At 63.2% G+C, this 25,512-nt stretch carries 20 protein-coding genes and 2 pseudogenes; 17 read left to right on the top strand and 5 right to left on the bottom strand.

Annotation, left to right across the window (positions count from 1 at the left end):
• The first annotated feature begins 2 nt into the window (after positions 1–2).
• Entirely contained in the window at positions 3–1,619 is a 1,617-nt protein-coding gene (locus GC125_RS12770) for an NTP transferase domain-containing protein (protein WP_151985993.1), read from the top strand.
• Here GC125_RS12770 and GC125_RS12765 read toward each other — a convergent pair.
• A complete protein-coding gene (locus tag GC125_RS12765) occupies positions 1,609–1,770 on the bottom strand; it encodes a DUF2256 domain-containing protein (protein WP_502706058.1) in 162 nt (53 codons plus the stop codon). The genes GC125_RS12770 and GC125_RS12765 overlap by 11 nt on opposite strands.
• 57 nt (positions 1,771–1,827) lie before the next feature.
• Between GC125_RS12765 and GC125_RS12760 the strand changes: the two genes are divergently transcribed.
• Together GC125_RS12760 and dnaE are read left to right on the top strand one after the other, a co-directional pair.
• The gene (locus GC125_RS12760) at positions 1,828–2,178 is read left to right on the top strand and encodes a TfoX/Sxy family protein (RefSeq protein ID WP_151987868.1); all 351 of its coding nucleotides are present in this window, start codon (positions 1,828–1,830) and stop codon (positions 2,176–2,178) included.
• 421 nt (positions 2,179–2,599) lie between these two features.
• Positions 2,600–6,073: a DNA polymerase III subunit alpha gene (gene dnaE / locus GC125_RS12755; protein WP_151985991.1), complete on the top strand. Its 3,474-nt coding sequence runs from the start codon at positions 2,600–2,602 to the stop codon at positions 6,071–6,073.
• A gap of 176 nt (positions 6,074–6,249) precedes the next feature.
• On the opposite strand, the gene GC125_RS12750 is transcribed toward dnaE, so the two are convergent.
• Entirely contained in the window at positions 6,250–6,690 is a 441-nt protein-coding gene (locus GC125_RS12750) for a hypothetical protein (RefSeq protein WP_151985990.1), read from the bottom strand.
• Positions 6,691–7,134: 444 nt separating this feature from the next.
• Here GC125_RS12750 and GC125_RS12745 point away from each other — a divergent pair, with 444 nt between their 5' ends.
• From GC125_RS12745 to GC125_RS12720, 6 genes are all read left to right on the top strand, one after another.
• Positions 7,135–8,421 carry a DegQ family serine endoprotease gene (locus GC125_RS12745; protein ID WP_286165647.1) on the top strand — a complete coding sequence of 429 codons (1,287 nt, stop codon included), beginning with the start codon at positions 7,135–7,137 and terminating at the stop codon, positions 8,419–8,421.
• 69 nt (positions 8,422–8,490) lie between these two features.
• Positions 8,491–9,804 carry a replication-associated recombination protein A gene (locus tag GC125_RS12740; RefSeq protein ID WP_151985988.1) on the top strand — a complete coding sequence of 438 codons (1,314 nt, stop codon included), beginning with the start codon at positions 8,491–8,493 and terminating at the stop codon, positions 9,802–9,804.
• A gap of 195 nt (positions 9,805–9,999) precedes the next feature.
• Positions 10,000–10,605 (top strand): biliverdin-producing heme oxygenase, encoded by a 606-nt coding sequence (locus GC125_RS12735; protein ID WP_151985987.1) that lies wholly within the window; start codon positions 10,000–10,002, stop codon positions 10,603–10,605.
• Positions 10,602–12,812, top strand: a complete 2,211-nt coding sequence (locus GC125_RS12730; RefSeq protein WP_151985986.1) for an ATP-binding protein — start codon at positions 10,602–10,604, stop codon at positions 12,810–12,812. The genes GC125_RS12735 and GC125_RS12730 overlap by 4 nt, the downstream gene beginning before the upstream one ends.
• Positions 12,805–13,260, top strand: a complete 456-nt coding sequence (locus tag GC125_RS12725) for a response regulator (RefSeq protein ID WP_151985985.1) — start codon at positions 12,805–12,807, stop codon at positions 13,258–13,260. The genes GC125_RS12730 and GC125_RS12725 overlap by 8 nt, the downstream gene beginning before the upstream one ends.
• Positions 13,257–14,300 (top strand): sensor histidine kinase, encoded by a 1,044-nt coding sequence (locus tag GC125_RS12720; RefSeq protein ID WP_151985984.1) that lies wholly within the window; start codon positions 13,257–13,259, stop codon positions 14,298–14,300. The genes GC125_RS12725 and GC125_RS12720 overlap by 4 nt, the downstream gene beginning before the upstream one ends.
• 23 nt (positions 14,301–14,323) lie before the next feature.
• Here GC125_RS12720 and GC125_RS20255 read toward each other — a convergent pair whose 3' ends face one another.
• The gene (locus GC125_RS20255) at positions 14,324–14,917 is read right to left on the bottom strand and encodes a hypothetical protein (protein ID WP_286165496.1); all 594 of its coding nucleotides are present in this window, start codon (positions 14,915–14,917) and stop codon (positions 14,324–14,326) included.
• Between GC125_RS20255 and crcB the strand changes: the two genes are divergently transcribed.
• From crcB to GC125_RS12695, 4 genes are all read left to right on the top strand, one after another.
• Complete coding sequence (gene crcB / locus GC125_RS12710; RefSeq protein WP_151985983.1) at positions 14,909–15,286, top strand: fluoride efflux transporter CrcB; 378 nt, start codon at positions 14,909–14,911, stop codon at positions 15,284–15,286. The two genes, GC125_RS20255 and crcB, sit on opposite strands and share 9 nt — an antisense overlap.
• Before the next feature lie 17 nt (positions 15,287–15,303).
• Positions 15,304–16,287, top strand: a complete 984-nt coding sequence (locus tag GC125_RS12705) for an RluA family pseudouridine synthase (protein ID WP_151985982.1) — start codon at positions 15,304–15,306, stop codon at positions 16,285–16,287.
• A gap of 41 nt (positions 16,288–16,328) precedes the next feature.
• The gene (locus GC125_RS12700; protein WP_151987864.1) at positions 16,329–17,123 is read left to right on the top strand and encodes an ATP12 family chaperone protein; all 795 of its coding nucleotides are present in this window, start codon (positions 16,329–16,331) and stop codon (positions 17,121–17,123) included.
• Between the two features lie 73 nt (positions 17,124–17,196).
• Complete coding sequence (locus GC125_RS12695) at positions 17,197–18,729, top strand: acyl-CoA carboxylase subunit beta (protein ID WP_151985981.1); 1,533 nt, start codon at positions 17,197–17,199, stop codon at positions 18,727–18,729.
• Positions 18,730–18,891: 162 nt separating this feature from the next.
• On the opposite strand, the pseudogene GC125_RS20250 reads toward GC125_RS12695, so the two are convergent.
• Positions 18,892–19,092: pseudogene (locus GC125_RS20250) on the bottom strand (hypothetical protein); the annotation flags it as partial.
• A 71-nt stretch (positions 19,093–19,163) separates the two neighbouring features.
• Between GC125_RS20250 and GC125_RS12685 the strand changes: the two are divergent.
• From GC125_RS12685 to GC125_RS12665, 4 genes and pseudogenes are all read left to right on the top strand, one after another.
• Positions 19,164–19,374, top strand: a pseudogene (locus tag GC125_RS12685) (transposase); the annotation flags it as partial.
• 662 nt (positions 19,375–20,036) lie between these two features.
• On the top strand, positions 20,037–21,236 hold the full coding sequence (locus GC125_RS12675) for an alcohol dehydrogenase catalytic domain-containing protein (protein ID WP_151985980.1): 1,200 nt from the start codon (positions 20,037–20,039) through the stop codon (positions 21,234–21,236).
• 132 nt (positions 21,237–21,368) lie between these two features.
• Positions 21,369–21,923 (top strand): type 1 glutamine amidotransferase domain-containing protein, encoded by a 555-nt coding sequence (locus tag GC125_RS12670; RefSeq protein ID WP_151985979.1) that lies wholly within the window; start codon positions 21,369–21,371, stop codon positions 21,921–21,923.
• A 365-nt stretch (positions 21,924–22,288) separates the two neighbouring features.
• On the top strand, positions 22,289–24,466 hold the full coding sequence (locus GC125_RS12665; RefSeq protein WP_151985978.1) for a DUF1217 domain-containing protein: 2,178 nt from the start codon (positions 22,289–22,291) through the stop codon (positions 24,464–24,466).
• A gap of 21 nt (positions 24,467–24,487) precedes the next feature.
• Here GC125_RS12665 and GC125_RS12660 read toward each other — a convergent pair whose 3' ends face one another.
• Complete coding sequence (locus tag GC125_RS12660) at positions 24,488–25,237, bottom strand: cobalamin B12-binding domain-containing protein (RefSeq protein ID WP_199864563.1); 750 nt, start codon at positions 25,235–25,237, stop codon at positions 24,488–24,490.
• Between the last annotated feature and the right edge of the window lie 275 nt (positions 25,238–25,512).

The following is a 25,512-nucleotide window of genomic DNA, read 5'->3' as shown; positions in this document are numbered from 1 at the left end:
CCATGCGTTTTGCTGAACTGCCCATCGACGAGGCCGAAGATGCGCTTCTCGCCCATTCGGTGAAGCAGGGTGAGGTGCGGCTGCGCAAGGGCCACCGGCTGACGGCGCAGGATATTGCAGACCTCGAAGCAGCCGGCGTTTCAACGGTCTTTGCGGTGACGCTCGATGCCGGCGACGAACCGGAGGACGCGGCTGCGGCACGGCTCGGAGCAGCGCTTCACGCCGACAATGTGACCATCGGCGAGGCGACGACGGGACGCGTCAACATCTTTGCCGCGGCTGCCGGGCTCTTCCGGGTCGAGGCGCCGGCCGTCGATGCGCTGAACCGGGTCGATCCGGCCATCACCTTCGCTTGTCTGAAGGACCGCAGCCCGGTGAATGCCGGCGACATGGTCGCGACGATCAAGATCATTCCGCTTGCCGTTGCCGGGCCGGCGCTCGCCGAAGCGACGATGGCGATCGCCCATGCCGGATTGATCGGGGTGACGCCGTTCCGCGCTGCCAAGGTGAGTCTCATCGCAACCACGCTGCCGAGCGTGAAGCCAAGCGTGATGGACAAGACGCGGGGCTTGCTCGAAGCGCGACTGAGGCCATCCGGCAGCACGCTTCTTGGTGAAAAACGCGTACCGCATGAAATCGGCGCAGTCGCCGCTGCTCTCCGCGAGACGGTGGACGCTGCCGATATTCTCATCGTGTTCGGTGCTTCGGCCGTCGCGGATCCTCACGATGTGATCCCCGAGGCGATCCGGCAGGCCGGAGGTGTCGTCGAGGCTGTCGGCATGCCGGTCGATCCCGGCAATCTGTTGGTCCTGGGTGAGATTGCGGGCAAGCCGGTGATCGGTGCGCCGGGCTGCGCGCGCAGCCCCAAGGAAAACGGTTTCGACTGGGTTCTGGCGCGCATTCTCGCGGGCGAGACCGTGACGCGTGCGAATATCGCCGGGATGGGCGTCGGGGGTCTGCTGACGGAGATCGCGAGCAGGCCGCAGCCGCGGATCCCACGGCCCGAGGCGTCGCTGCCGACGGTCGGTGGCGTTCTGCTTGCGGCCGGCAAGGCAAGCCGCATGGGCATCGACGGGGCGCACAAGCTTCTGGCGGAATTCGACGGCGAAGCGCTCGTGCGGCGCACGGCGCGGGCGGGACTCGATGCCGGCCTGACGCCGCTGATCGCCGTGACCGGCCACCGCGCCGGCGAGGTGGAGGCGGCACTCGCCGGCCTCGATCTGACAACGCTCAACAACACGGCATTCGCGAGCGGCATGGCGTCCTCGCTGAAGGCCGGGATCGCTGCGCTCGGCGGCGAGGTAGATGGCGCCGTCATCCTTTTGGCAGACATGCCGGGGATAGGCCCCGGCGAAATCGGCACGCTCGTCGATGCTTTTCAGCACGCCGGCGGCGAAGCGATCGTGCGGGCGGCGAGCGGCGAAAAGCGGGGAAACCCCGTCATACTTCCACGCTCGACCTTCGATGCCGTTCTGGCGCTCGAAGGCGATGTGGGTGCGCGCCAGATCGTGGAGACGAGCGGACTTCAGATCATCGATGTCGATATCGGGCAGGCGGCGCAGCTTGATGTCGATACGCCGGAAGCGGTCGCCGCCGCCGGTGGCATGCTCAAGGCCTGAGGGCCAGCTTGGCGTCCGTTGGCCGGTTGCGCCGGCAGCGTTCGGAACAGTAGCGAACCTCGTCCCAGGTCTTTGCCCAGCTCTTGCGCCAGACCATGGGCCGGCCGCAGGCCTGGCAGGGCTTTTCCGGCAGGTCGGATTTCTTGCGCATCTTCGCCATCGCGTGGAAGATAAAAGCCGCATGCGACACTTCAAGCGAGGCACGATCATGGATCAGGTCGATATCGAGGAATTCTTCGCGCCGATCGGCCCGGTGCGGGTTCGATCGATGTTCGGCGGCAAGGGCATCTATGCCGATGGCCGCATTATCGCGCTTGAGGTGAACGGCGACCTGTTGCTGAAAGCCGATGCCGACAGCGCGCCTCGGTTTGCGGAAGCGGGCGCCACGCAATGGGTCTATGCGGGACGTCCGGGCCGAAAATCCGTCGCCATGCCCTATTGGTCGGTGCCGGAAGATGCGCTCGACGACCTCGATGCCCGGGTTGAATGGCTCGGCCTTGCGATCGAGGCGGCTGAGCGCTCGGAACGCGCGAAGCGGCGGCGCCCACCGCGGCGATAGTTTCCAAAACACCGATATTCACTTTTTGTTCACTATCGGCGGCATCGGCCGAGCGGTTTGAAGGAACGCGGTTTACAAGAGAACAAAAACAGAACATAGTGAGATCAGATAAGGAAAAGGAGATATCCAGATGATCATGCTTCGTGATGTTGCCGCGCTAGCCTCCATGTCTGTCTTCATTGCCGGTTTCTCCGTCGTCCTCATGGCGATGTGATCAGCGAACCCCGCTGCCGACCCTCTCTAGGCCGCTGATGCCTGTGGATGGTGGGGACAAGTTTCTCGGATGGCGGTTTCCGCCCTCCGTGGGTGGACAGGCCTCGACCGCATGCCGACTATCGGGAAGGCGATTCTGTTCAGACGCATGGCTGACCCATGTGCACGAACGCGCCTCGAAATTTTCTGATCGAGCGGGTGTGGCGGTATGGCGGAGCACGGGCCTTCGGGCGAGCTGAAGTTCATCCATCTCAGGGTGCATTCGTCCTACTCTCTGCTTGAGGGCGCGTTGCCGCTCAAGAAGATCATCGGCCAGGCCGTATCCGACAACCAGCCTGCCATCGCGGTCACCGACACGAACAATCTCTTCGGCGCGCTTGAATTCTCGGTGAAGGCGCAGGAATCGGGTGTTCAGCCGATCATCGGTTGCCAGATGGACCTCGAGATGGAGGACGAGGCGACCGTCGAGCGGCGAAATCCGCGCGAACAGCTCGCCCGGCGTCCGGCCATCGTGCTTCTGGCATCGAGCGAGGGTGGCTATGCGCGTCTCGTCGATCTCGTCAGCCGCGCCTATCTCGACGGGACGGGTTCGGAGCGGCCGCATCTGAAGCTTTCCTGGCTGCAGGACGATGCCGATGGCCTGATTGCGCTGACCGGCGGTCCCGGCGGTCCGGTGGAGCGGGCGCTCAGTGAAGGCGATGGCCCGAGGACCGTGGCGCGGCTTGGGGCGCTGAAGGAGATTTTCGGCGACCGGCTCTATGTGGAGCTGCAGCGGCCACGCAATTACGATCGCGCCCGCGAAGCCCGGATGATCGGGCTCGCCTATGAGCACGATCTTCCGCTGGTTGCGACGAACGAGGCGTTCTTCCTGAAGCCGGCGGATTACGAGGCGCATGATGCCCTGATGGCGGTGGCGCACAACGCCATGGTTTCGGACGACAACCGGTTCCGGCTGACGGAGGATCACTGCCTTAAAAGCCAGGCCGAGATGGCGGCGCTTTTCTCGGACCTGCCGGAAGCGCTGGACAACACGATCGAGATCGCGGTCCGGTGCTCCTTCCTGCTCGGCACCGTCAAGCCGATCCTGCCGCGCTTTACCGGGGCGACGGACAATCCCGAGGCCGACAATCTGGCCGAGAGTTCGGAATTGCGGCGCCAGGCGGAGCTCGGGCTTGCCGAGCGGATCGCCAAGCTCGGCATCAGTGCGGGTTACAGCGAGGCGGACTACCACGACCGGCTGAAGGTCGAACTCGACATCATCGAGAACATGAAGTTCCCGGGCTACTTCCTCATTGTTGCCGACTTCATCAAATGGGCGAAGGCGCACGGGATCCCCGTCGGGCCGGGCCGCGGTTCGGGCGCCGGTTCGCTCGTCGCCTATGCGCTGACGATCACGGACGTCGATCCGCTGCGCTTCTCGCTGCTGTTCGAGCGCTTCCTCAATCCGGCCCGTGTTTCGATGCCCGACTTCGACATCGACTTCTGCCAGGAGCGACGCGAGGAGGTGATCCGCTACGTTCAGGAGAAATACGGCCGCGAGCAGGTGGGACAGATCATCACCTTCGGTTCTCTGCAGGCGCGTGCGGCACTGCGCGACGTCGGTCGCGTGCTCGAAATGCCCTATGGCCAGGTCGACAAGATCTGCAAGCTCGTGCCGAACAACCCGGCCAATCCGACACCGCTCGGCAAGGCCATCGAGGAGGAGCCGCGCCTGCAGGAAGCGGCCGATGCCGAACCCGTGGTCGCCAAGCTGCTCGCCATCGCGCAGAAGCTCGAGGGGCTCTACCGCCACGCCTCCACGCATGCCGCCGGCATCGTGATCGGCGATCGGCCGCTGTCGAAGCTCGTGCCGATGTATCGCGATCCGCGCTCCGACATGGGTGTCACCCAGTTCAACATGAAATGGGTGGAGCAGGCGGGCCTCGTGAAGTTCGACTTCCTGGGCCTGAAGACGCTGACGGTTTTGAAGACGGCGGTGGATTTCGTCGCCAAACGTGGCATACAGCTCGATCTCGCCGCGCTGCCGCTCGACGACAAGCCGACCTACGAGATGATGTCGCGTGGCGAGACCGTCGGCGTTTTCCAGGTGGAATCGGCCGGCATGCGCAAGGCGCTGATCGGCATGCGGCCGGACCGCATCGAGGACATCATCGCGCTCGTTGCGCTCTATCGGCCGGGTCCGATGGAGAACATCCCGGTCTATAACGCCCGCAAGCACGGGGAAGAGGAACTCGCGTCAATCCATCCAAAGATCGACTACATCCTGGAAGAGACGCAGGGCGTCATCGTCTACCAGGAGCAGGTGATGCAGATCGCCCAGGTTCTGGCCGGTTATTCGCTTGGCGAAGCCGACCTTCTGCGCCGTGCCATGGGCAAGAAGATCAAGGAGGAGATGGACCAGCAGCGCGAGCGTTTCGTCTCCGGTGCGGTCGAGCGCGGCGTGTCCAAGCCGCAGTCGAACATGATCTTCGACCTGCTCGCCAAGTTTGCCAATTACGGCTTCAACAAATCGCACGCTGCCGCCTATGGCATCGTGTCCTACCAGACGGCCTATTTGAAGGCGCATTACCCGGTCGAGTTCCTGGCCGCGTCGATGACCTACGACATGGCCAACACCGACAAGATCAACGACTTCCGCCAGGATGCGCGCCGGCTCGGCATCGAGATCGTGCCGCCATCCGTGCAGACCTCTTACCGGCTGTTCGAGACGGGCGAAAACCGCATCTATTATTCGCTCGCAGCCATCAAGGGCGTGGGCGAGGGGGCGGTCGAGCACATCGTTACCGTCCGTGGCGACCGGCCCTTCGCCTCTATCGAGGATTTCTGCCTGCGCATCGATCCGAAGGTTGTGAACCGGCGCACGCTGGAGCAACTGATCGCGGCGGGCGCGCTCGATTGTTTCGGCACCGACCGGGCGCGGCTGGTGGCGGGGATCGATCGCATGGTTGGATTTGCCCAGCGCGCGGCGGAAGAGCGGACGTCGGGCCAGCACGACATGTTCGGCGCTGGCGCCGCCACGGGTCCGGAGCGCATTCATTTTCCGGAAGTGGATGCCTGGCTCGCGTCAGACAAACTGCACCGGGAGTATGTGGCGCTCGGCTTCTATCTGTCGGCGCATCCGCTCGACAATTACAACGACATCCTCAAGCGCCTGCGTGTCCAGACCTACCAGGATTTCGCCATCGCGGTGAAAAGCGGAGCGACGGCGGGACGGCTGGCCGGCACGGTGACGGGCAGGCAGGAGCGCAAGACGCGCACCGGCAATCGCATGGGCATCGTGACGTTTTCGGACTCGTCCGGTCAGTTCGAAGCGGTTCTCTTCTCAGAGGCGCTTGCGCTCTATCGAGATCTGCTCGAGCCCGGGCAGTCGCTGGTGATTACGGTGGGCGCGGACGAGCGGCCGGAGGGCATCGGCCTGCGGATCCAGACCGTGCAGTCACTGGAGGAACGTTCGGTTCAGATGCAGAAGGCGCTGCGCGTCTATGTGCGCGACAGCGGCCCGATGAAATCCATCGCCGCGCATCTCAATGCCAAGGGCGAAGGCCTCGTCTCCTTCGTTGTCATCAAGGACGGTGGCAAGCGGCAGATCGAGGTCGAGCTGCCGGATCGCTACCGGTTGTCGCCGCAGATCGCCTCCGCGATGAAGGCCGCACCGGGCGTCATCGACGTCGAACTGGTCTGAGCGCAGCCAGAGAGCAATTTCGCTTTTCTTTGAATCGCTCAATTGCACTCAGATTTTGATTTGGCGCGTTTCGGAACGGTCAACCGGTATCCACTTGACCTGGAAACGCTTCAGGTGCGGAGGCAGCTATCGCGCTGCCGCCGCAATCTCCGCTGCAACGTTCGTGACGCTTCGCGTCAGGCCCGACCGGACAGCACGCTTTGCGCGCGTTGCCAAAGCGAGCCCGCCTCGCGTTTGCCGGCATATTGGCGCAGCCTGCCGGCGAGGCCGGGGCCCGTCATCGTACCGTGATAGTGGCAGTCGCAGAGCAGGCGGTGCGTGTCCTCGTGCGTCATGTCGAAGAAGTCCATGACGTCGCCGAGCGTATCGCCGGCCAGTCCCTCCTGCCGCAGCACCGGGTCTTTGAAGGCAACGGTGAGCGGCGAGACCGGGTCGCGGTAGGCCCGGCGCAGTTCGGGTGCCATGAACTCGATTTGCCGGAGTGCTGCGAGCGGACCTTCATGGGCTTCGAGGCAGGCTGCCCAGCGGGCGACGCGCGCACGCCGATTCATGCTCGGCGCTTTGTGCGCAAGCGGCCTGGCTTCCAGTTCCATGATATCGGGGTTTTCATGCTTCATAGGATCCTCCATCGAAGAAGACGCTAATTCACGGCCACGATCATATCACCGAACTCGGCGGCGGGGCATACGGAAGCCATTCCGGGTCGATCACATTTTCACGCGCGCCTTTAGTGGCACGTGGCTCGCGACGATCTGATGCGCGGAGAGACTGCTTTCCTTGTTTCAGCCATCCATGCCACCTATCAATCGAACGATTCCTCCTGGAGATTTGCAACGATGCAGAAGCTGGTCCGACTGTTCTCCGTTCTGAGCTTGGCCGTGATGGTCGGCTTGAGCCCGGTCATGGCCCAGAACGCCCAGGAGGGGCAAAGTGATAGCGGTACCGGGCGCCCTCTCGAGGGGCTGCTGGACAATCTGCTCGGCGGTGCGCCACGCGGCGACGCGGCTCGTGAGAATGCGCCGGAACAGGAGACGACGCGCCTGCCGGAAAGCCGCGAAGAGATGCAGCTTTCCTTTGCTCCGCTCGTGCGCCAGACGGCACCGGCCGTCGTCAACGTCTATGCGGAGCGGGAAGTGCGGCAGCGTTCGCCGTTTGAAGGCGATCCGTTCTTCGAGCGCTTCTTCGGCCAGCAGATGCCGCATCGCTCGCAGCGACAGTCGTCGCTCGGCTCCGGCGTGATCATCGATCCATCCGGCGTCGTGATCACCAACAACCATGTGATCGATGGCGCGGACCAGGTCCGCATCGCGTTTTCCGACGGGCGTGAATATGCGAGCGAGATCATCCTGAGGGACGAGACGATCGACCTGGCCATTCTGAAGATCGATGCGGAAGTCGAGTTCGAGACGTTGCCGCTCGGCGATTCCGATGCGGTCGAGGTCGGCGATCTGGTGCTCGCCATCGGCAACCCGTTCGGCGTCGGACAGACGGTGACGAGCGGCATCGTCTCGGCGCTGGCGCGCAACCAGGTCGGCATTTCCGATTTCGGCTTCTTCATCCAGACGGATGCGGCGATCAATCCGGGCAATTCCGGCGGCGCGCTGATCGACATGGAAGGCAATCTCATCGGCATCAATACGGCGATCTTCTCGCGCTCGGGCGGGTCGAACGGCATCGGCTTCGCCATCCCCGCGAACATGGTGCGCGCGGTCGCGGCTGCGGCCGAGACCGGCAACGACACGTTCGTCCGGCCCTTCATCGGAGCGACCTTCGAACCGGTGACGGCCGATATCGCCGAAGCGCTCGGTGCGCCCCGCATCTCCGGCGCGCTGGTCAACGACGTGCAGGACGACAGCCCTGCGGCTGCAGCGGGGCTTCTGCCCGGCGACATCGTGACGGCCGTCAATGGCCGGGCGGTGGAGCACCCGGACGCGGTGGGTTACCGGCTGGCGACGGCCGGCATCGGCGGCACGGCCCAGATGGAAGTGCTGTCGCGCGGCGAGACGAAGACGATCGAGGTTGCGCTGGAGGCGCCGCCGGAAACCAGCGAATTGCTGATCTCCGGCAGCAACCCGCTGGCAGGCGCCGTGGTGGCTGTCATCACGCCCGCTGTGTCGCAGCGGCTGCGGTTGCGTTCGCGCCCTGAAGGCGGCGTCGTCGTGCTCGATGTGGACGGCAGCTCGCCGGCCGCCCGCTACGGTCTGCGGCCCGGCGACATCGTGGTCGCCGTCAACGGCAACGACATCACCAGCCCCGACCAGCTGGCGCAGATCCTGGAGGCCGGAGCGGGGCTCTGGCGCTTCGATATCGACCGCGGCGGCAATCTGATGCGCCAGTTCATCCGCTAGTTTTTGATTTGTCGCGTTTCCAGGTGAACCGGTACCCACTTCACCTGGAAACGCTGTAGAGACATCCGCATGTCCGACCTCTTCACCCATGGCCTCGATCCGACCGGCGGCACGCCGAGGCCGCTGGCGGATCGGTTGCGGCCGAAATCGCTGGGCGAGGTGACCGGCCAGTCGCATCTCACAGGGCCCGATGGCGCGCTCACCCGCATGATCCGCTCCGGTTCGCTGGGGTCCATGATCTTCTGGGGGCCGCCCGGCACCGGCAAGACCACCGTCGCTCGTCTGCTTGCCGGCGAGACGGAACTCGCCTTCGAGCAGATCTCGGCGATCTTCTCGGGCGTCGCGGACCTGAAAAAGGTGTTCGAGACGGCCCGTGCCCGGCGCATGTCTGGCCGGCAGACGCTGCTCTTCGTCGACGAAATCCACCGCTTCAACAGGGCGCAGCAGGACAGCTTTCTGCCGGTCATGGAAGACGGAACGGTGGTGCTGATCGGGGCGACGACGGAGAACCCGTCTTTCGAACTCAACGCCGCTCTTTTGTCGCGTGCCCGGGTTCTTTCCTTTCGCTCCCATGATGCCGACAGCCTTTCCCAGCTTCTGACGCGTGCAGAGGAGGCGGAGGGCCGCGCCTTGCCGGTGACGGCGGAGGCGCGCGCGATCATGCTGCGCATGGCGGACGGCGACGGACGCGCGATCCTGACGCTTGCAGAAGAGGTGTGGCGCGCAGCGAGCCCCGGCGAGGAAGTCGACGCGGAGACGCTGCAGCAGATCGTGCAGCGGCGGGCGCCGGTCTACGACAAGGGTCAGGACGGGCACTACAATCTGATCTCCGCCCTGCACAAATCGGTGCGGGGATCGGACCCGGATGCAGCGCTCTACTATCTGGCGCGGATGTTCGATGCGGGCGAAGACCCGCTCTATATCGGTCGACGGCTCCTGCGCATGGCATCGGAGGATGTGGGGCTTGCCGACCCGCAGGCGCTGGTCGTCGCCAATGCGGCGAAGGACGCCTACGATTATCTGGGGTCGCCGGAAGGCGAGCTGGCGCTGGCGGAAGCCTGCGTCTACATCGCCACGGCGCCGAAATCCAACGGCGTCTATGTGGCGTTCAAGGCGGCGATGCGGGCTGCCAAGGAACACGGGTCGCTGCTGCCGCCAAAGCACATTCTGAACGCGCCGACGAAGCTCATGAAGGAAGAAGGCTACGGCAGCGGCTATGAATACGACCACGATGCGCCGGACGCCTTTTCCGGACAAACCTATCTGCCGGACGCATTGAGCGGAACGCGCTTCTACGATCCGCCGGAGCGCGGGTTCGAACGCGAGATCCGCAAGCGGCTGGATTTCTGGGCTTCGAAACGGCGGGAACGTCAGGCTCGATGATATTTAAGACGGCAATTTCGGCAGGGTCGGCGCTTCAATTAAGCTGTCTCGAATGTAATGCGGTCGGGTTGCGTCGGTCGGATGAAACCCTGTATCGATAGCCGTCAGGTGCTCCATCATGTCACCTGAAAGTTCCGCCGTGCATTGATGCCGGTCTGGTCGCAATGCTCTCAAAACACGGCGGTGACTGCTCAGATGACGCTGCTGGCAACTCTTTCAGCCACTGCCACTTCTTCGGCCGGTGAGGTGGCGCCGGAAAGCCTTTCGCGACAGCTTCGGCACCATACGGCCCGCGCGCACAAGCAGACAGAACGTGCCGCCGGCCTAAACGCCCGGTCCATCGATCGCCGAAGCCTCGTGAGGTTTTTCGAGAAGATGCATGGCTTCCAGTCCGCGCATGAGCGCTGGCTGCTTGCCTGTGGGATCGATCAAGCCTTTCTGGCGGCGCGGCAGAGAGCCGATCTCATGCGGACCGATCTGATGCGCCTTGGCGGCGATGAGGAGCCGGTTGCCTACGATATCGTCATGCCAACCCCATCGACCGAAGAGGGCTACGGCATACTCTATGTGCTGGAGGGATCTCGGGCGGGCGGGCGCTACATCGATCAATGGGCGTGCGGCAACGACTGGTATCCGCCTGAAGGGCTGAGTTCTCTGCAAAGCGAGGATGGCGAGGCGCTCTGGCGCGAGACGCAAGCAGCGCTCGATGCGCTGCCGCAGCGGATGAAGCCGAAAGTTCTGGCCTCTGCAGATGCGACCTTCCAACGTCTCGAAGGCTGGTTCGCGAGGCAGAAGCCATGAGCGATGATGGCGATCTCGAAATCTGCGCGAGCGAACCCATCCGCATTCCGGGAAGCATCCAGCCTCACGGCGCCATGATCGTGATGGATGCGGAAACGCTTGTCGTGACTCAGGCAAGTGTTAATGCGAGTGCATTTCTCGGCGACGATATCGTGGTGCAGCGCGAATTGCCCGACACGCTTCAGCGTCTGCGCGAGGCGATCGCCGACTGGTCGGCGCGTTCGGAAGACGATCGGTTCCAGCAGCCCTTTGAAATCGGCGGCCGGACACTGACCGTGATGATGCACAGCAATGCGCAGGGCCGCCTGATCGTCGAGTTCGAAGCGCGTGGCGAGAATGAAGAACTGGCCATCGAGGCGCTGTTCGTGCGGCTGCAGGCCTTCTCGCAGACGCTGCTCGACAGCGCGATGGACGATCTGCAGGCGTCGGCGCGCCAGACGGCGGCGTTCGTACAGGACATCACGGGGTTCGACCGGGCGCTGGTCTACCGGTTCGACCCGGAGTGGAACGGCCATGTGATCGGCGAGGCCAACAATGGTGCCTTGCCGAATTATCTGGGCCTGCGCTTTCCGAGCAAGGACATTCCGCCGCAAGCGCGCGACCTCTATCGGGCGAACCGTCTGCGGCTCATACCCACTGCGATCTATGCGCCGGTGCCCCTTGAACCGGCGTTCGATCCGATTCGCCGCGAACCGCTCGATCTCAGCCTTGCCACGCTGCGAAGCGTGTCGCCGATCCATCTGGAATACATGCGCAACATGGGCACCGGCGCATCGATGTCGGTATCGATCCTCGTGGACGGGGAGTTGTGGGGATTGGTGGCTTGCCACAGCCGCGACGCGCATGACGTCTATGCCAATGTGCGTGCAGCGGCCGATTTCGCCGTGCAGTCGTTCTCGGCGCGCATTTCTGCGCAGGCTCGTCTCGATGATGCCAGTCTCCGCGTGACGCTCGGCGGCCTGCAGCGCCAGATGCTGGCAATCATGGCGCGCGAAACCGATCTGCGCACAGCGTTTGCCGAGGCGGAAGACCAGTTGCTTGCCCATGGCGGTGCGACCGGTGCGGCGTTCGCCATGGAAGACGAGGTCGCATCGTTCGGCGCAGCGCCCGACCGGGAAGCGATCGACGCGATCATCGCATTTCTCGAAGCGAAGGAAGTCAGCGAATTCCATACGGATTCGCTCGCCTCGCATATTCCGGGAGCCGACCGTTTCGCCGAACGGGCCAGTGGATTGTTGGCCGTGCGCATTTCCGAACTCTATCCGCACTGGCTGATCTGGTTTCGCCCGGAAGTCGTGAAAACGGTGACATGGGGCGGCGATCCCCACGATGTGGTGCGTGAGGCCGGGCGGATTCACCCGCGCCAATCGTTCCAGGCGTGGCGGAACCAGGTGCGGCTGAAGTCGGAACCGTGGCGTGAAGCCGAACTCGATGCCGCCCGCGATCTGCGCTCTGCCATCGTCGGCATCGTTTTGCGCAAGGCGGAGGCGCTTGCCGATCTTTCGGAAAGTCTCCAGCGCTCGAACAAGGAGCTGGAGGCATTTTCCTATTCTGTCTCCCACGATCTGCGCGCGCCGTTTCGCCATATCGTCGGCTATTCCGAACTGCTGAAAGGTCGGTCCAACGATCTTGACGACAAGTCTCGCCATTACCTCGACAGCATCGCCGAATCAGCGGTTGCCGCAGGGCGTCTCGTCGACGACCTTTTGAACTTCTCGCATCTCGGGCGAACGCAGCTGACACTGAAGAGCGTCGACATGGACAAGATCGTGGCGGAGGCGCGCCTGTCGACCACGCGCCTGTTGGAACGCCGATCCATCGAATGGAACGTGGAACCATTGCCTACCGCCGAGGGTGACCCGACGCTGATCCGTCAGGTTTGGCAAAACCTCATCGACAATGCTGTCAAATATACTGCGCGCGAAGAAGTGTCACGGGTTGCAATTCGTGGGTGGCGCGATGGCGACGAGATTTGCTATCAGATTTCCGACAATGGTGTCGGCTTTGACATGGCTTACCTTGGCAAGCTGTTCGGCGTGTTCCAGCGCCTGCAGCGATCCGAGGACTTCCAAGGGACGGGAATTGGCCTTGCATTGGTTCGACGCATCATCGATCGCCACAATGGTCGTGTCTGGGCGGAAGGGAGCGTGGGCGAGGGTGCCACGTTCGGTTTCAGCCTCCCTCTTAAGGTAAGGACTGATGACTGATTATCGTCCCATTCTGCTCGTCGAAGACAATCCCAAAGACCTTGAACTGACGCTTGAAGCACTGAAACGATGCAACATCGTCAACGAAATCGTCGTCGCCCGTGATGGCGAAGAAGCGCTCGACTATCTCTTTCGGCGGGGCCGGTTCGAAGGCCGGAACGAAGGCGAGCCCACCGTCGTTCTGCTCGATCTCAAATTGCCGAAGATCGATGGGCTCGAAGTGCTGGAAAAGATCAAGTCGCATCAGCTTCTGCAGCGCGTGCCGGTGGTCATGCTTACCTCGTCGCGTGAAGAACAGGACCTGATCGCGAGCTACGAGCTCGGCGTGAATGCCTTCGTGGTCAAGCCGGTGGAATTCGGCCTTTTCATGGAAGCCATCAGCAATCTCGGCGTGTTCTGGGCGCTGCTCAACGAACCTGCTCCGCTGCGTGATCTCGAATGGAAATGAGCGTGCAGCCCATACGCGCCGATCCGCGCGTCACCCGGATCGTTCTGCTCGAAGATAGCGATTTCGATGCGGACCTGATCCAGGAGCATCTGGACGATCTCGGCGACTCGGTGGAAATCCTCCGGACCGTCGGGCGCAGCGACTTCGAGGAAGCGCTGCGGTCCAACGCTGTCGACGTGATCCTCTGCGACTATTCACTGCCCGGTTTCGACGGCCTTGCGGCGCTCGAGATGGCGATGGAGATGGCGCCCGCGACGCCGTTCATCTTCGTATCTGGCGTGCTTGGTGAAGAGATCGCGATCGAATCCTTCCGCAAGGGCGCGACCGACTACGTGCTGAAACAGCGCCTGATCCGGCTGGCACCCGCCGTGAAGCGCGCATTGGCCGAAGCGCGGCTGCGCGAAGAGCAGCGCCGCGCCCGCCAGCAGCAGGACCTTCTGGTTCACGAACTCAGCCACCGCGTCAAGAACACGCTGGCCGTCGTCGCCTCCATTATCCGCAACACGGCGCGCCACAGCGTGTCCAAGCAGGACCTGGAAGAGCGGTTGCTCGGCCGGATCCACGCCATGTCGGATGCCCATGCGCTTCTTTTCGAGGCGAACTGGACGAGCACGGGGCTTCGCGACGTCCTCGAGCGCATTCTGGCGCCTTATCAGCGCAAGCATGCACGCCAGATCGTCATGGATGGAGGCAGGGTGGATCTGCAGCCGAATTCGGCGCTGGTGCTTGGCCTGATCATCCACGAACTCGGAACGAACGCCGCGAAATACGGCGCGCTGTCCACGCCGAGTGGCCGAGTCGACGTGACCTGGACCGCCCCGCTCGACCGCCATGGCGAACGCCGGGTCGAGATGACGTGGAAGGAAAGCGGCGGGCCGCCGGTGGTTGAGCCGGAAGCGGCGGGTTTCGGTACGACGCTCATTCGCCGCAGCGCAGGGCCGGAACTCGGCGGGCAGGCGGCGCTGACATTTCCGCCGGACGGGGTGCAGTTCAAGCTGAGTTTCGTCGTGGACGAGAACGGGCATAGCCGCAGCCTCTGAGAGGCTGCGGCTATGCCCGCATTCTATTCGTAGGTGAAAGACGCGCACATCTCGGCATCGGAGCCCGGCACGTCCTGCGTGTCGAACATGGCGACGATCGTCAGGTCATCCATGCCCGCCCATGTCGCGACATAGGTGACGAACCCGTCGCCGCAAAGCGTATTGCCGTTCAGAAGTTCGAGCGTCTGAGGCTCGGCGACGCTGTAGACCGAGGCAGACACTTCCTCGCCATCGACGACGAAGACGTCCTGGACCAATTCGTCGAATGCAAGCGACTGGCCGTCGGAGAACACGATCTCGCTGTCGTCGAGGGTGATGTCGCCGGTGATCGACATGGCGGTCGTGCTGATGGCTGTGAGGTCTTCGGCCAAAGCGGGGCTGAAGGCGAGGGCGCCGGCAATGAGTGCGGTCGGGAAGAAGAGACGCATGAAGGGCCTTTCCGAAACGAGACAGACAGGACGCCGAGCCTTCGACCGATCATCGCGAAGGCTCATCGCAAGATCGGTGCGGTCGAGCGTTACGAGTGGTTTCCAACGGCCGACAAATCGCTTTAGTGTCGCCGCGACGCGCGTCTTGCGCGCAGACAGTGTCGAAAGCTGGACGGCTTGATGGTTCACACGCTTCTCGTTGCGCTCGGTGGAGGGCTTGGCGCCGCGCTTCGCCATCTTACCAATCTTGCCGCGCTCAGGCTGCTCGGTCCGAACTTTCCTTTCGGCACGCTGGCGGTCAACGTCATCGGCTCGTTCCTGATGGGCGTGCTGGTGGAGGTGGTGGCGCGGCGCTTCGGCGCATCGGCGGAATTGCGGCTCTTCCTTGCCACGGGCGTGCTCGGCGGCTACACGACCTTTTCCGCCTTCTCGCTGGACACGATCGTTCTCTGGGAGCGTGGCGCCCCGGGTGTTGCCGTCGCCTATGTGGGATTGAGTGTCTTGCTCTCGCTTGCCGCGATCATCGGCGGGCTCTGGCTGGCGCGGACGGTTTTCTGAACGGGATTGTGAACGATATGGCAAGCGTCGAGCAACGCAAGGTGGACGGCGACGAAGCGGGCATGCGGCTCGACCGCTGGTTCAAGCAGCATTATCCTGGCCTCGGCTTCGGGCAACTGCAAAAGCTTCTGCGCTCCGGCCAGATCCGCGTCGATGGTGGCCGGGTGAAATCCGACACGCGGGTGCAGCCTGGCCAGATGGTGCGCGTGCCGCCGCTCGGCGTGGACGAGAAGAAGACCGGGCCGATTTCGCCGCGCGCCGTGCGTTCGGCGCCCGACCACGAGCTTTTGAGCCAGATGCTGATCTACGAGGACCCCAAGGTCTACGTGTTCAACAAACCGGCCGGGCTTGCGGTGCAGGGCGGTTCCGGCCTGTCGCGCCATGTGGACGGCATGCTGGAAGTGTGGCGCAACAAGAAAGGCGAGAAGCCGCGCCTCGTCCACCGGCTCGACCGCGAGACCTCCGGCGTGCTGGTCGTCGCCCGCACGCGCGGCGCGGCGCAGGCGCTGACGGCGGCGTTTCGGGAGCGCACGACCAAGAAGACCTATTGGGCGCTGGTGCGCGGCGTGCCGAAGAAGCGCGAAGACAAGATTTCGACCTGGCTGGTGAAGGAAGCGACGGCGGACGGCGACCGGATGCGCGTGGCTAAGCACGGCGAGCCCGATGCCGACCATGCGGTGACCTATTACCGGATCATCGAGCAGGCGGCGCAGAACCTCGCCTGGCTGGAGATGGAGCCCTATACGGGCCGCACGCACCAGCTGCGCGTCCACGCCAACCACATCGGCCACCCGATCCTCGGCGATCCGAAATATTTCGATGCGGATGACAACTGGACGCTGCCGGGCGGCATGCAGAACCGGCTGCATCTGCACGCGCGGCGGATCATCATTCCAAACCCCGCGGGTGGATCGATCGACGTGACGGCGGAACTGCCGCCGCACATGGTGCAGAGCTTCAACCTCATCGGCTTCGACGAGGCAGAAGGCGCAACGGACTGACGACGATGGCTGGAGACGACGACCACACGAACGATCCGTCGATACGCGACATCTTCGCGGAGCTTGCCGACGGGCAGTTGAGCGACCCGGATCCGGTGCGGCGCGCGCAGAAGCAGATGCTGAAGCCGCTGCCGAAGCGCTTCTACAAGCAGGCCGGGTTCGCCGAGCATGACGAGGGCGGCTTCCTCGTGACGCTCGACGGGCGACCGGTGCGCACGCCGGCACGGCTGTTGCTGACGCTGCCGAGCGCCGTGACCGCCGAGAAGACGGCGGCCGAATGGGACGCGCAGGCAGAGACGATCGACCCCGCGACGATGCCGCTGACGCGGCTTGCCAATACCGCAATCGACGGAATTGCGCAGGACACGCAGGCCGTGGCCGAGGATGTGCTGCGTTTCGCCGGCACCGACCTCATCTGCTATCGCGCGGGCGGGCCGGAGCGGCTGGTGGAACGCCAGAGCGAGGAATGGGACCCGGTGCTGGACTGGGCGCAGGCGGAGCTTGCGGCGCGCTTCGTGCTTGCCGAAGGCGTGATGCATGTGGCGCAGCCGCGCGAGACGCTGGCCGCCTTCGGCGCGGCGCTCAAGGGCTTTACCGTGCCGCTCGATCTTGCGGCACTGCATCTGGCGACGAGCCTAACGGGCTCGGCGCTGATCGCCATGGCGCTGGCCAAAGGCGCGCTTGCGCCCGACGAGGCGTGGGAAAAGGCGCATCTCGACGAGAACTGGAATGCCGAGCTGTGGGGCGAGGATTACGAAGCGGCCAAGCGCAGGGAAAGCCGTCGGCGCGATTTCGATGCCGCTGCTTTCGTCCTGCTTGCCAGACGGGACGGTTGAGGCATTCTGCCGCCCGACCATCGAAGACCACGACTTTGAAGACCGACACTGAAGATCTGCGGGAGGAACGGGCTTGAAACACGTGCTGGTGGAGCTTGAGGAGCGGCGGGCGAAAGCCAAGCTCGGCGGCGGCGAGGCGCGGATCGCGGCCCAGCACGCCAAGGGCAAGCTGACGGCGCGCGAGCGCATCGAATGCTTCCTCGACGAAGGCTCGTTCGAGGAGTTCGACATGTTCGTCGAACATCGCTCCACCGATTTCGGCATGCAGGACAGCAAGATCTCCGGCGACGGCGTCGTCACCGGCTGGGGCACGGTGAACGGCCGTACGGTCTTCATTTTCGCCAAGGATTTCACGGTGTTCGGCGGGTCTCTTTCCGAGGCGCATGCGGAAAAGGTGATCAAGCTTCAGGACATGGCGCTGAAGAACCGGGCGCCGATCATCGGGCTTTACGATGCCGGCGGCGCGCGCATTCAGGAAGGCGTGGCGGCACTTGGCGGCTATGCGGAAATCTTCCAGCGCAACGTGCTCGCCTCGGGCGTCATCCCGCAGATTTCGGTGATCATGGGGCCATGCGCGGGCGGCGACGTCTATTCGCCGGCGATGACCGACTTCATCTTCATGGTGCGCGACACGTCCTACATGTTCGTGACCGGGCCGGACGTGGTGAAGACCGTGACGAACGAGACGGTGAGCGCCGAACAGCTCGGCGGCGCCTCGATCCACACGACGAAATCCTCCATCGCCGACGGCGCCTTCGACAACGATGTCGAAGCGCTGCTGCAGATGCGCCGGCTGATCGACCTCCTGCCGCAATCCAACACATCCGACGTGCCGGAGATCGACAATTACCAGAGCGTCGACGAGATGGACGCGTCGCTCGACACGCTGATCCCGGACAATGCCAACAAGCCCTACGACATCAAAGAATTGATCGTCAAAGTGATCGACGAAGGCGATTTTTTCGAGATCCAGGCGGCGTTTGCCAAGAACATCGTCTGCGGGTTCGGCCGCGTGGAAGGCCGGACCGTCGGCTTCGTCGCCAACCAGCCGATGGTGCTGGCCGGCGTGCTCGACAGCGACGCCTCCCGGAAGGCCGCGCGGTTCGTGCGCTTTTGCGACTGCTTCAACATCCCGATCGTCACCTTCGTCGACGTGCCGGGCTTCTTGCCGGGTACGGCGCAGGAATATGGCGGGCTGATCAAGCACGGCGCCAAGCTGCTCTTCGCCTATGGCGAGGCGACGGTACCGAAGGTGACCGTCATCACCCGCAAGGCCTATGGCGGCGCCTACGACGTGATGGCCTCCAAGCACCTGCGCGGCGACATCAACTATGCCTGGCCGACCGCCCAGATCGCCGTGATGGGCGCCAAGGGCGCCGTCGAGATCATCTTCCGCAAGGACATGGCCGACCCTGACAAGATCGCCGCTCATACGAAGATGTACGAAGACCGCTTCCTCTCACCCTTCGTCGCCGCCGAGCGCGGCTATATCGACGAGGTGATCATGCCGCACTCAACCCGCAAGCGGATCGCGCGGGGGCTGAGGATGCTCAGGAACAAGAGTTTGAGCAATCCGTGGAAGAAGCACGACAATATTCCGTTATGAGGGGCGCTAAGATTGTGACTGGCTGCTTTGGGGTGGAATGCCTCCGGTCCGCTTATCCGGCGGAACGGTAGGAAGCTGCCGTTCGTTGGAATTTGAGAGCTTTCCCACGAACGAGGTTTATACGAGAAACGCCGTGCGCAACCTTGAGTCCAGTCGGTAGCTAAGGTTCAGGAGCGCGTTCTCGAGCTGCGGCGGGTCGACAAACGTCGACCACAGGCCGCCGGTCGCCACGGTCTCGACGGTGATCGCCGGGCCGACCGTCCTTCGGATCAGGTCCTCCATCCCGGCGACGAGGCGGCTCACGTCGGTCGGTTTGGGATCCGGCGTCTGGCGGCAGGAGAAGGCGAGGAGGCGGTGGGTCCATGAACGTTTTAGTTCACGCTCCCCTGGGGGAGCTGGGTATGAGCGATCTGTACTGGCTGATGGACGAGTAGATGGAGCGGCTTCGTCCGTTTTTACCCGAGAGCCACGGCAGTCCACGGGTCGATGATCGCAGAGTTTTAAGCGGGATCTTCTTCGTCAACCGCAACAACCTTCGATGGCGGGACGCCCCCCAAGACTGTGGGCCTGCGAAGACGCTCTACAACCGTTGGAAGCGTTGGGGTGGAGATGGGCGCCTTCGTCCGGATGATGGAAGGACTGGCGACGGGTTGCGACCCGATACGACCGTTGTCTGACAGATCGCCCGCTTTCCGGCGGCGAGAGGCCCGAGCCGGCGCTCCTCGCCGCATCGAAGAATGTCGAAGGGAGTATGCAAATTGACGATCGTCAGTTCGGCACACTCTCGCGTGAGGCTTGATGCGCGTGAAGCGACACCCTGGGACTTCGATCCCCTGTCGATATGTCATCGAGCCCAGGCTCGCGGCTGAATAAGCCGACCATAATGGCGGATTTGGCAACAAGACCGCTTCGCCGGGACCGTCCGGAAGGAGCGAGCATATGGTCAAGTTTGCACTCTCGTCACCGTGGAAGCCAAGCCTGGAAAGAAAGCGGAGGTCGAGGCGTTTCTGCGGAACGGCCTGCCAATCTTTCAAAACGAGCCGGGAACGGTCGCATGGTTCAGTGTCCGCATCGGCCCTTCGACATTCGGGATCTTCGACGCGTTTTTCCGACGAAGCAGGACGGCAAGTGTACCTCTCCGGTCTCCTGGCGGCGGCCCTGATGGAGAAGGCGCCCGAGCTTTCGCTTCGTCCCTCATAATCGAAGAACTCGAAATGCTTGCGGCGAAGCTGCCTTGAGGCACCTCGCCAAGGGGATCGATGAACTTATCGCCGTGCAACCAGAAACCAACGATGGGAGCTAGAGCCGTGACATCAGGCAATCGGGTCATCACCTATGTGGGACCGAAAAAAGTTGAGTTGCGAACCTACGACTATCCCAAACTCGTCGATCCCAAAGGCAACAAGACGCCTCATGGGGCGATTCTACAGATCGTCACCACCAACATCTGCGGCAGCGACCAGCATATCTACCGCGGCCGGTTTCCCGCTCCGTCGGGCATGGTGCTCGGCCATGAGATGACCGGGGAAGTGATCGAGACGGGCCCCGACGTGCATTTCATCAAAAAAGGCGACCTCTGCTCGGTCCCGTTCAACGTCTCGTGCGGGCGGTGCCGCAATTGCAAGGAGGGCCATACCGACACCTGCATGAACGTCAACGATGAGCTCGATTGCGGCGCTTACGGGTTCAATCTCGGCGGCTGGCAAGGCGGACAGTCCGACTATCTCATGGTTCCTTTCGCCGACTGGAACCTGCTTCGCTTCCCCGACAAGGATCAGGCGATGGCCAAGATCAAGGATCTGACCTTGCTCTCCGACATTCTGCCGACCGGCTTCCACGGCTGCATCCAGGCAGGCGTCAAACCCGGTGCGACCGTCTATATCGCAGGTGCAGGGCCGGTCGGTCGGTGCGCCGCCGCCTCCGCCCATCTCCTCGGCGCCTCCTGCATCATCGTGGGCGATACCAACAGCGAGCGGCTCGCTCTGGTCAAGAGCGCCGGATACGAGACGGTTGATGTGTCTTCTGACACGCCACTCGCCGACCAGATCGAGGCCATCCTCGGCCACCGGGAGGTGGATTGCGGCGTCGATGCCGTCGGCTTCGAAGCGCATGGGAACGGACCCGGCGCCGGAGAGGATCCAGCCGCCGTGCTCAACTCGATGATCGAAATCGTTCGCGCCAACGGCGCCGTCGGCGCGCCCGGCATTTATACGGCGGGAGACTCCGAAGCTATCGACGCGGATGCCAAGGCCGGGAGGTATCGCATCGACTTCGGCAAGGCTTGGATCAAATCGCCTCACATCTCCGCCGGACAAGCACCGATCATGCACTACAACCGTGATTTGATGATGGCCATTCTTTGGGATCGGATGCCGTACCTCGGAAAGCTCGTCAACGTCGAGGTCATCCCCCTCGAAGGGGCTGCTGATGCGTACCGGATTTTCGACCAGGGCTCGTCCAAGAAGTTCGTGATCGATCCGCACAACGCGACGAAACTCGCCGCCTGAGGCACCGGCGCCTGGCCCCCCAGGCGCTCCGTTCCGCCACACGGCAGACCCGGCGCCGCGCCTTCCGCGGCGCGAGCGTCCGGGCCGCGGAAGGCCCGACCGGGCCAAGCTCAGATTCGAAGGAGCCTACCTATGGCAAGCGACACGCTAAAGGGTTTGAACGTGGCGATACTCGTCACCGACGGTTTCGAGGAAGTCGAAATGACCGAGCCTCGCAAGGCACTCGACGAGGCAGGCGCCAAGACCAGCCTCATCTCGCCCAAGCCGCAAAATGTCCGTGCCTGGGACTTCACTGACTGGAGCAACAGCTACCCGGTTGATGTACCACTCGCTTCCGCCAATCCCCAGGACTACGACGCGCTACTCCTGCCCGGCGGCGTCATCAACCCGGACACGCTGCGTGCGGACGCCAAAGCCGTGGCGTTCGCCAAAGCGTTCTTCGACGCCAAAAAGCCTGTTGCCTCGATCTGCCATGGGCCGTGGACAATCATCGAAACCGGCGCAGCGAGCGGCCGCCGCATGACCTCATGGCCGTCGCTCGCGACCGATCTCAAGAACGCCGGCGCCAATTGGGTCGACGAAGAGGTCGTCGTTGACCAAGGCCTCGTCACGAGCCGTAGCCCCGACGACATGACCGCTTTCAACCGTGAAACCATAAAACTGTTCGCGGACCTTCGAGGACGGTAAGCGCCAGTGTCCTGAAGCGGCTGTCATCCTGCCCCGGCCACACTGCGACCGATCTTACGGATTTCCGCAGTAGCGCCGGCGTCGTTCAGAGGTCGCACGCACGCTTCCTATAGTCAGCCTCTAGATGGCTTATGCCAATGCAGAGCTATGGCGTTCAGTCGCGCTCAGCCGGTCTGCAAACCCCAACGAATGGCAGGTTTTGGGCGCTCCGCAGTCCGGCTTGAATGACTGACCTGGGGTCGAAACCTGCCGCTGCGGTGTCATGCAAGATGCCAACAAGAACGGCGTTCATCCGGCCACCTCCACCAGCCCCACGCAAGCCCAGTCCCTGACACTTCGGCCAATTTTCATGGCGGAGTCGCTCCATGCTGTCGACCTATCTCAGTTACAACCTCATCGACCGTGACATGTCGCGCAGCATCGGGCGGGTTTCGGATGATGCGGTGGTGGCGCGCGAGGCGCAGTATTATCGCGAGACGATCGGCAAGATTTCCTCGGTTGAGGAGTTTCTCGACGATTACCGGGTCTACTCTTACGCGATGAAGGCCTACGGGCTGGAGGAGATGACCTATGCGCGCGCCTTCATGCAGCAGGTACTGGAAAGCGATCTCTCCGATGAGGATAGCTTTGCCAACAAGCTGGAGGACGAGCGCTATCGCACCTTTGCCCAGGCGTTTTCCTTTGCCGGCAATGCGGCGGCGCAGGTCAAGCCGGACATCCAGTCCGACCAGCAGACCGAGGATCTGATCGGGCTCTACGATGTGAGCGTGCAAAATGCCGGGCGTGTCTATGCGGCGGAGTTCGAGAACTACAAGGCGCGCATCGGCCAGATCACCAATGTCGACGAGTTCCTCGCAGACCAGCGGCTGGTCGAGGTGGCGCTTCAGGCCAATGTGATCGACACGCAGTACTATTCGGCGTCGTTTTTGCGCGACGTGCTGACGAGCGATCTGGATGATCCGACAAGTTTTGTGAACCGGCCTGAGAATTCGGATTATCTGTCGCTGGCACAGGCGTTCAATTTCCAGGCGGACGGGTCGCTTGCGGCAGGCGTTCCGGCGCAGGATGCCGAGCAGGTGCGCAAGATCACCGAGGACTATCTGTTCGACGTGCCCGACCGGATCGTGCCGCTCGCGGCGGAACTGATGACCGACTATTTCAACGAGAAGATCGCGACCGTTGCCAGCGTGGACGATCTGCTCGCCGATCCGCGTCTCGTCGATTATCTCTGGACGTCTTACGACCAGCCGGCTTCGCTGACGCGGCGCGCCGATATCCGTGCGGCGCTGACGAGCGATCTCTCCGATCCGACGAGTTTCGCCAACACGACGCAGAACGGTGCGCTGCGCGCGATGGCCGGGCTCTTTAACTTCGGTACAGACGGCCAGGCGACCGGGCCGGCGCAGACGGCCGAGCAGACGACGTCGCTCAACCGGACCTTTCTAGCCAATTACGACAATGCCGGCGAGCGGCGCGACGATACCCGCGAAAGCGTGTTCCGCGCGGCCATGGAGACAGTGGGAACGCTCGATGCGCTGATGCGCGACCCTTCACTCTACAATTACATGATGCAGGCCTATGGCCTTGATCCGGTGACGGAATCCAGGGACGCGGTTAAGCGCGCGCTGACCAGCGATCTGACCGATCCGAACAGCTTCGCCAACCAGCCCCGCAATGCGCGTTTCCGCGAAATAGCCTCGGCCTTCAACTTCGGCGCTGACGGGCTGCCGACGACGGCGCGTCGCGCGCAATCGGAATCGCAGTTCAATGCTTTCACCACCGACTATATGGAGCGCGCCGAAACGCTGGGGCTTACCAGCGACGAGGCGGCGGAGGAGATCCGGTATTATCGCGAGCAGATCGCGCAGGTCGGATCGATCGACGAGCTTTTGGCCGACGAGCGCGTGGTTTCGATTCTGCTGCAGAGCCAGGGCTACGATCCGGAGTTGATCGACGCGCGCACGCTGCGCGACGTGCTGCTCAGCGATGTCGAGGACCCGGAAAGCTTCGTCAACACGCAACCGGACCGGAGCCTGCGGTTGCTTGCGGCGAGCTTCAACTTCAATCCGGACGGGACGATCGCGCGCGAAGTGGCGGGCAACGTGCAGTCCGTGGCGGATATCATCCAGACCGAGGAGTTCTACCTGCGCCAGACGCTGGAAGAAGAGGCGGGGCTGGAGAACGAGGGCGTGCGGCTCGCGCTCTACTTCAAGCGCATGGCGGGCGAGATCAACAATGCCTTCGACATCTTGGCCGATCCGGCGCTGCAGCAGGTGGTGCGCATAGCGCTTGGTCTGCCCGAGGAGATCGCGCAGTCAGACATCGACGCGCAGGCGCGCATGATCGAGGACCGTCTGGATATCGCGACGCTGTCGGATCCGCGTGAACTGGACAAGTTCATCACGCAGTTCAGCGCGCTCTACGACATGGAGAATTCGAATTTCGCCGATCCGGCGCTGACGCTCTTTTCGGGTGATGCAGGCTCGGCGCTCGGTGCGGACATGCTGAGCAGCCTCGCCCAGGTCAGCCGGCGCGGCTTTTAGACGCCAGATTCAGCGAAACGGTCAGGCGTAAGCGGCGCGTAGCGCCTCTGCCTTCACGACGGCTTCACGGCCGTCGCGGGCGAGTGCATCGGCACCCATGCGTTCGGCCTGGGCCGGATCTCGCGAGAAGGCGGCGCCGCCGGCGAGAATGCCCACCCGGCCGTTGCGCGAGCGCGCACGAACCTTGCCGATATCGGCGCGGGTCGCGTCCACATGCTCCTCGAAACCGACGGACAGGCCGACGACCGCGTACCATTCCTGGCCGACCATGCGTACGAGCGGCGCGCCGCTTTCGACATCCGGACCGCCATCGACCTCCCAGCCCGCAAGGCGCAGGAATTCGGCGACGATCAGCAGCCCGAAAGCGTGCTGTTCGTTGCGCGCGGCGGCGAGCACGATGCGGCGGGAGGCATCCTGGTTGAGGGCGCCGTAGCAACTCTCGCTCGTCAGCTCATGGACAAGCGACTGCAGACGGGCCAGCCCCACCGTCACATCGATGAAGCTCAGTTCATCGCGCTCCCACATGAGGCCGAGACGGTGTGCCACCGGCGCGAGCAGGCCGAGATAGACCGTTTCGAGCTGCATGCCCTTGATGCGGCGGCTTTGCAGATACTCGACGCAGGCGGCCGTGTCGGCCTCGACCACGATATGCAGCAATTCGTTGACGTCGCGGGCCGAGGGCCTCGACATGTCGGTCGCGGTCTCATGCGGCTGACGCAGGGCTGCGCTTTCGGCAATGAGAAGGCGCGGTACGACCTGATTTTCGATCACTGATCTGAGGAATGTCCGGTCGGCAGTTGTCTGCTCCGATCCGCAATCGACATGTCCTACAATTGCATCCGTTGTGGAGCCAGCCTCCTGGGCGACAGATCCACGGCGGCTATGCCCCTCCGACATATGCTACCCCTTGGTATGTCACATCCTCCCGAAGGTGTGACAGTGGGATGCTATGCCTGTCTAATTCGGTTGACGACGGTGGAAATCGCTACCGATTATTGCCGATTATTTGAATATATCGCGTGATGCTAATTATTACGTGTGCGGCC

It is taken from the genome of Rhizobium sp. EC-SD404 (assembly GCF_902498825.1).
GTDB lineage: Bacteria > Pseudomonadota > Alphaproteobacteria > Rhizobiales > Rhizobiaceae > Georhizobium.
Note: the sequence above shows the minus strand (reverse complement) of the source record. Positions and strands in the feature narration are given on the sequence as shown.

What these genes read in the sequence shown, in the direction of transcription:
- GC125_RS12770 (WP_151985993.1), top strand. Translation starts at nt 3, where the DNA reads ATGCGTTTTGCTGAACTGCCCATCGACGAGGCCGAAGATGCGCTTCTC.
- GC125_RS12765 (WP_502706058.1), bottom strand. Translation starts at nt 1,770, where the DNA reads ATGCGCAAGAAATCCGACCTGCCGGAAAAGCCCTGCCAGGCCTGCGGC.
- GC125_RS12760 (WP_151987868.1), top strand. Translation starts at nt 1,828, where the DNA reads ATGGATCAGGTCGATATCGAGGAATTCTTCGCGCCGATCGGCCCGGTG.
- dnaE (WP_151985991.1), top strand. Translation starts at nt 2,600, where the DNA reads ATGGCGGAGCACGGGCCTTCGGGCGAGCTGAAGTTCATCCATCTCAGG.
- GC125_RS12750 (WP_151985990.1), bottom strand. Translation starts at nt 6,690, where the DNA reads ATGAAGCATGAAAACCCCGATATCATGGAACTGGAAGCCAGGCCGCTT.
- GC125_RS12745 (WP_286165647.1), top strand. Translation starts at nt 7,135, where the DNA reads ATGCAGCTTTCCTTTGCTCCGCTCGTGCGCCAGACGGCACCGGCCGTC.
- GC125_RS12740 (WP_151985988.1), top strand. Translation starts at nt 8,491, where the DNA reads ATGTCCGACCTCTTCACCCATGGCCTCGATCCGACCGGCGGCACGCCG.
- GC125_RS12735 (WP_151985987.1), top strand. Translation starts at nt 10,000, where the DNA reads ATGACGCTGCTGGCAACTCTTTCAGCCACTGCCACTTCTTCGGCCGGT.
- GC125_RS12730 (WP_151985986.1), top strand. Translation starts at nt 10,602, where the DNA reads ATGAGCGATGATGGCGATCTCGAAATCTGCGCGAGCGAACCCATCCGC.
- GC125_RS12725 (WP_151985985.1), top strand. Translation starts at nt 12,805, where the DNA reads ATGACTGATTATCGTCCCATTCTGCTCGTCGAAGACAATCCCAAAGAC.
- GC125_RS12720 (WP_151985984.1), top strand. Translation starts at nt 13,257, where the DNA reads ATGAGCGTGCAGCCCATACGCGCCGATCCGCGCGTCACCCGGATCGTT.
- crcB (WP_151985983.1), top strand. Translation starts at nt 14,909, where the DNA reads ATGGTTCACACGCTTCTCGTTGCGCTCGGTGGAGGGCTTGGCGCCGCG.
- GC125_RS12705 (WP_151985982.1), top strand. Translation starts at nt 15,304, where the DNA reads ATGGCAAGCGTCGAGCAACGCAAGGTGGACGGCGACGAAGCGGGCATG.
- GC125_RS12670 (WP_151985979.1), top strand. Translation starts at nt 21,369, where the DNA reads ATGGCAAGCGACACGCTAAAGGGTTTGAACGTGGCGATACTCGTCACC.
- GC125_RS12665 (WP_151985978.1), top strand. Translation starts at nt 22,289, where the DNA reads ATGCTGTCGACCTATCTCAGTTACAACCTCATCGACCGTGACATGTCG.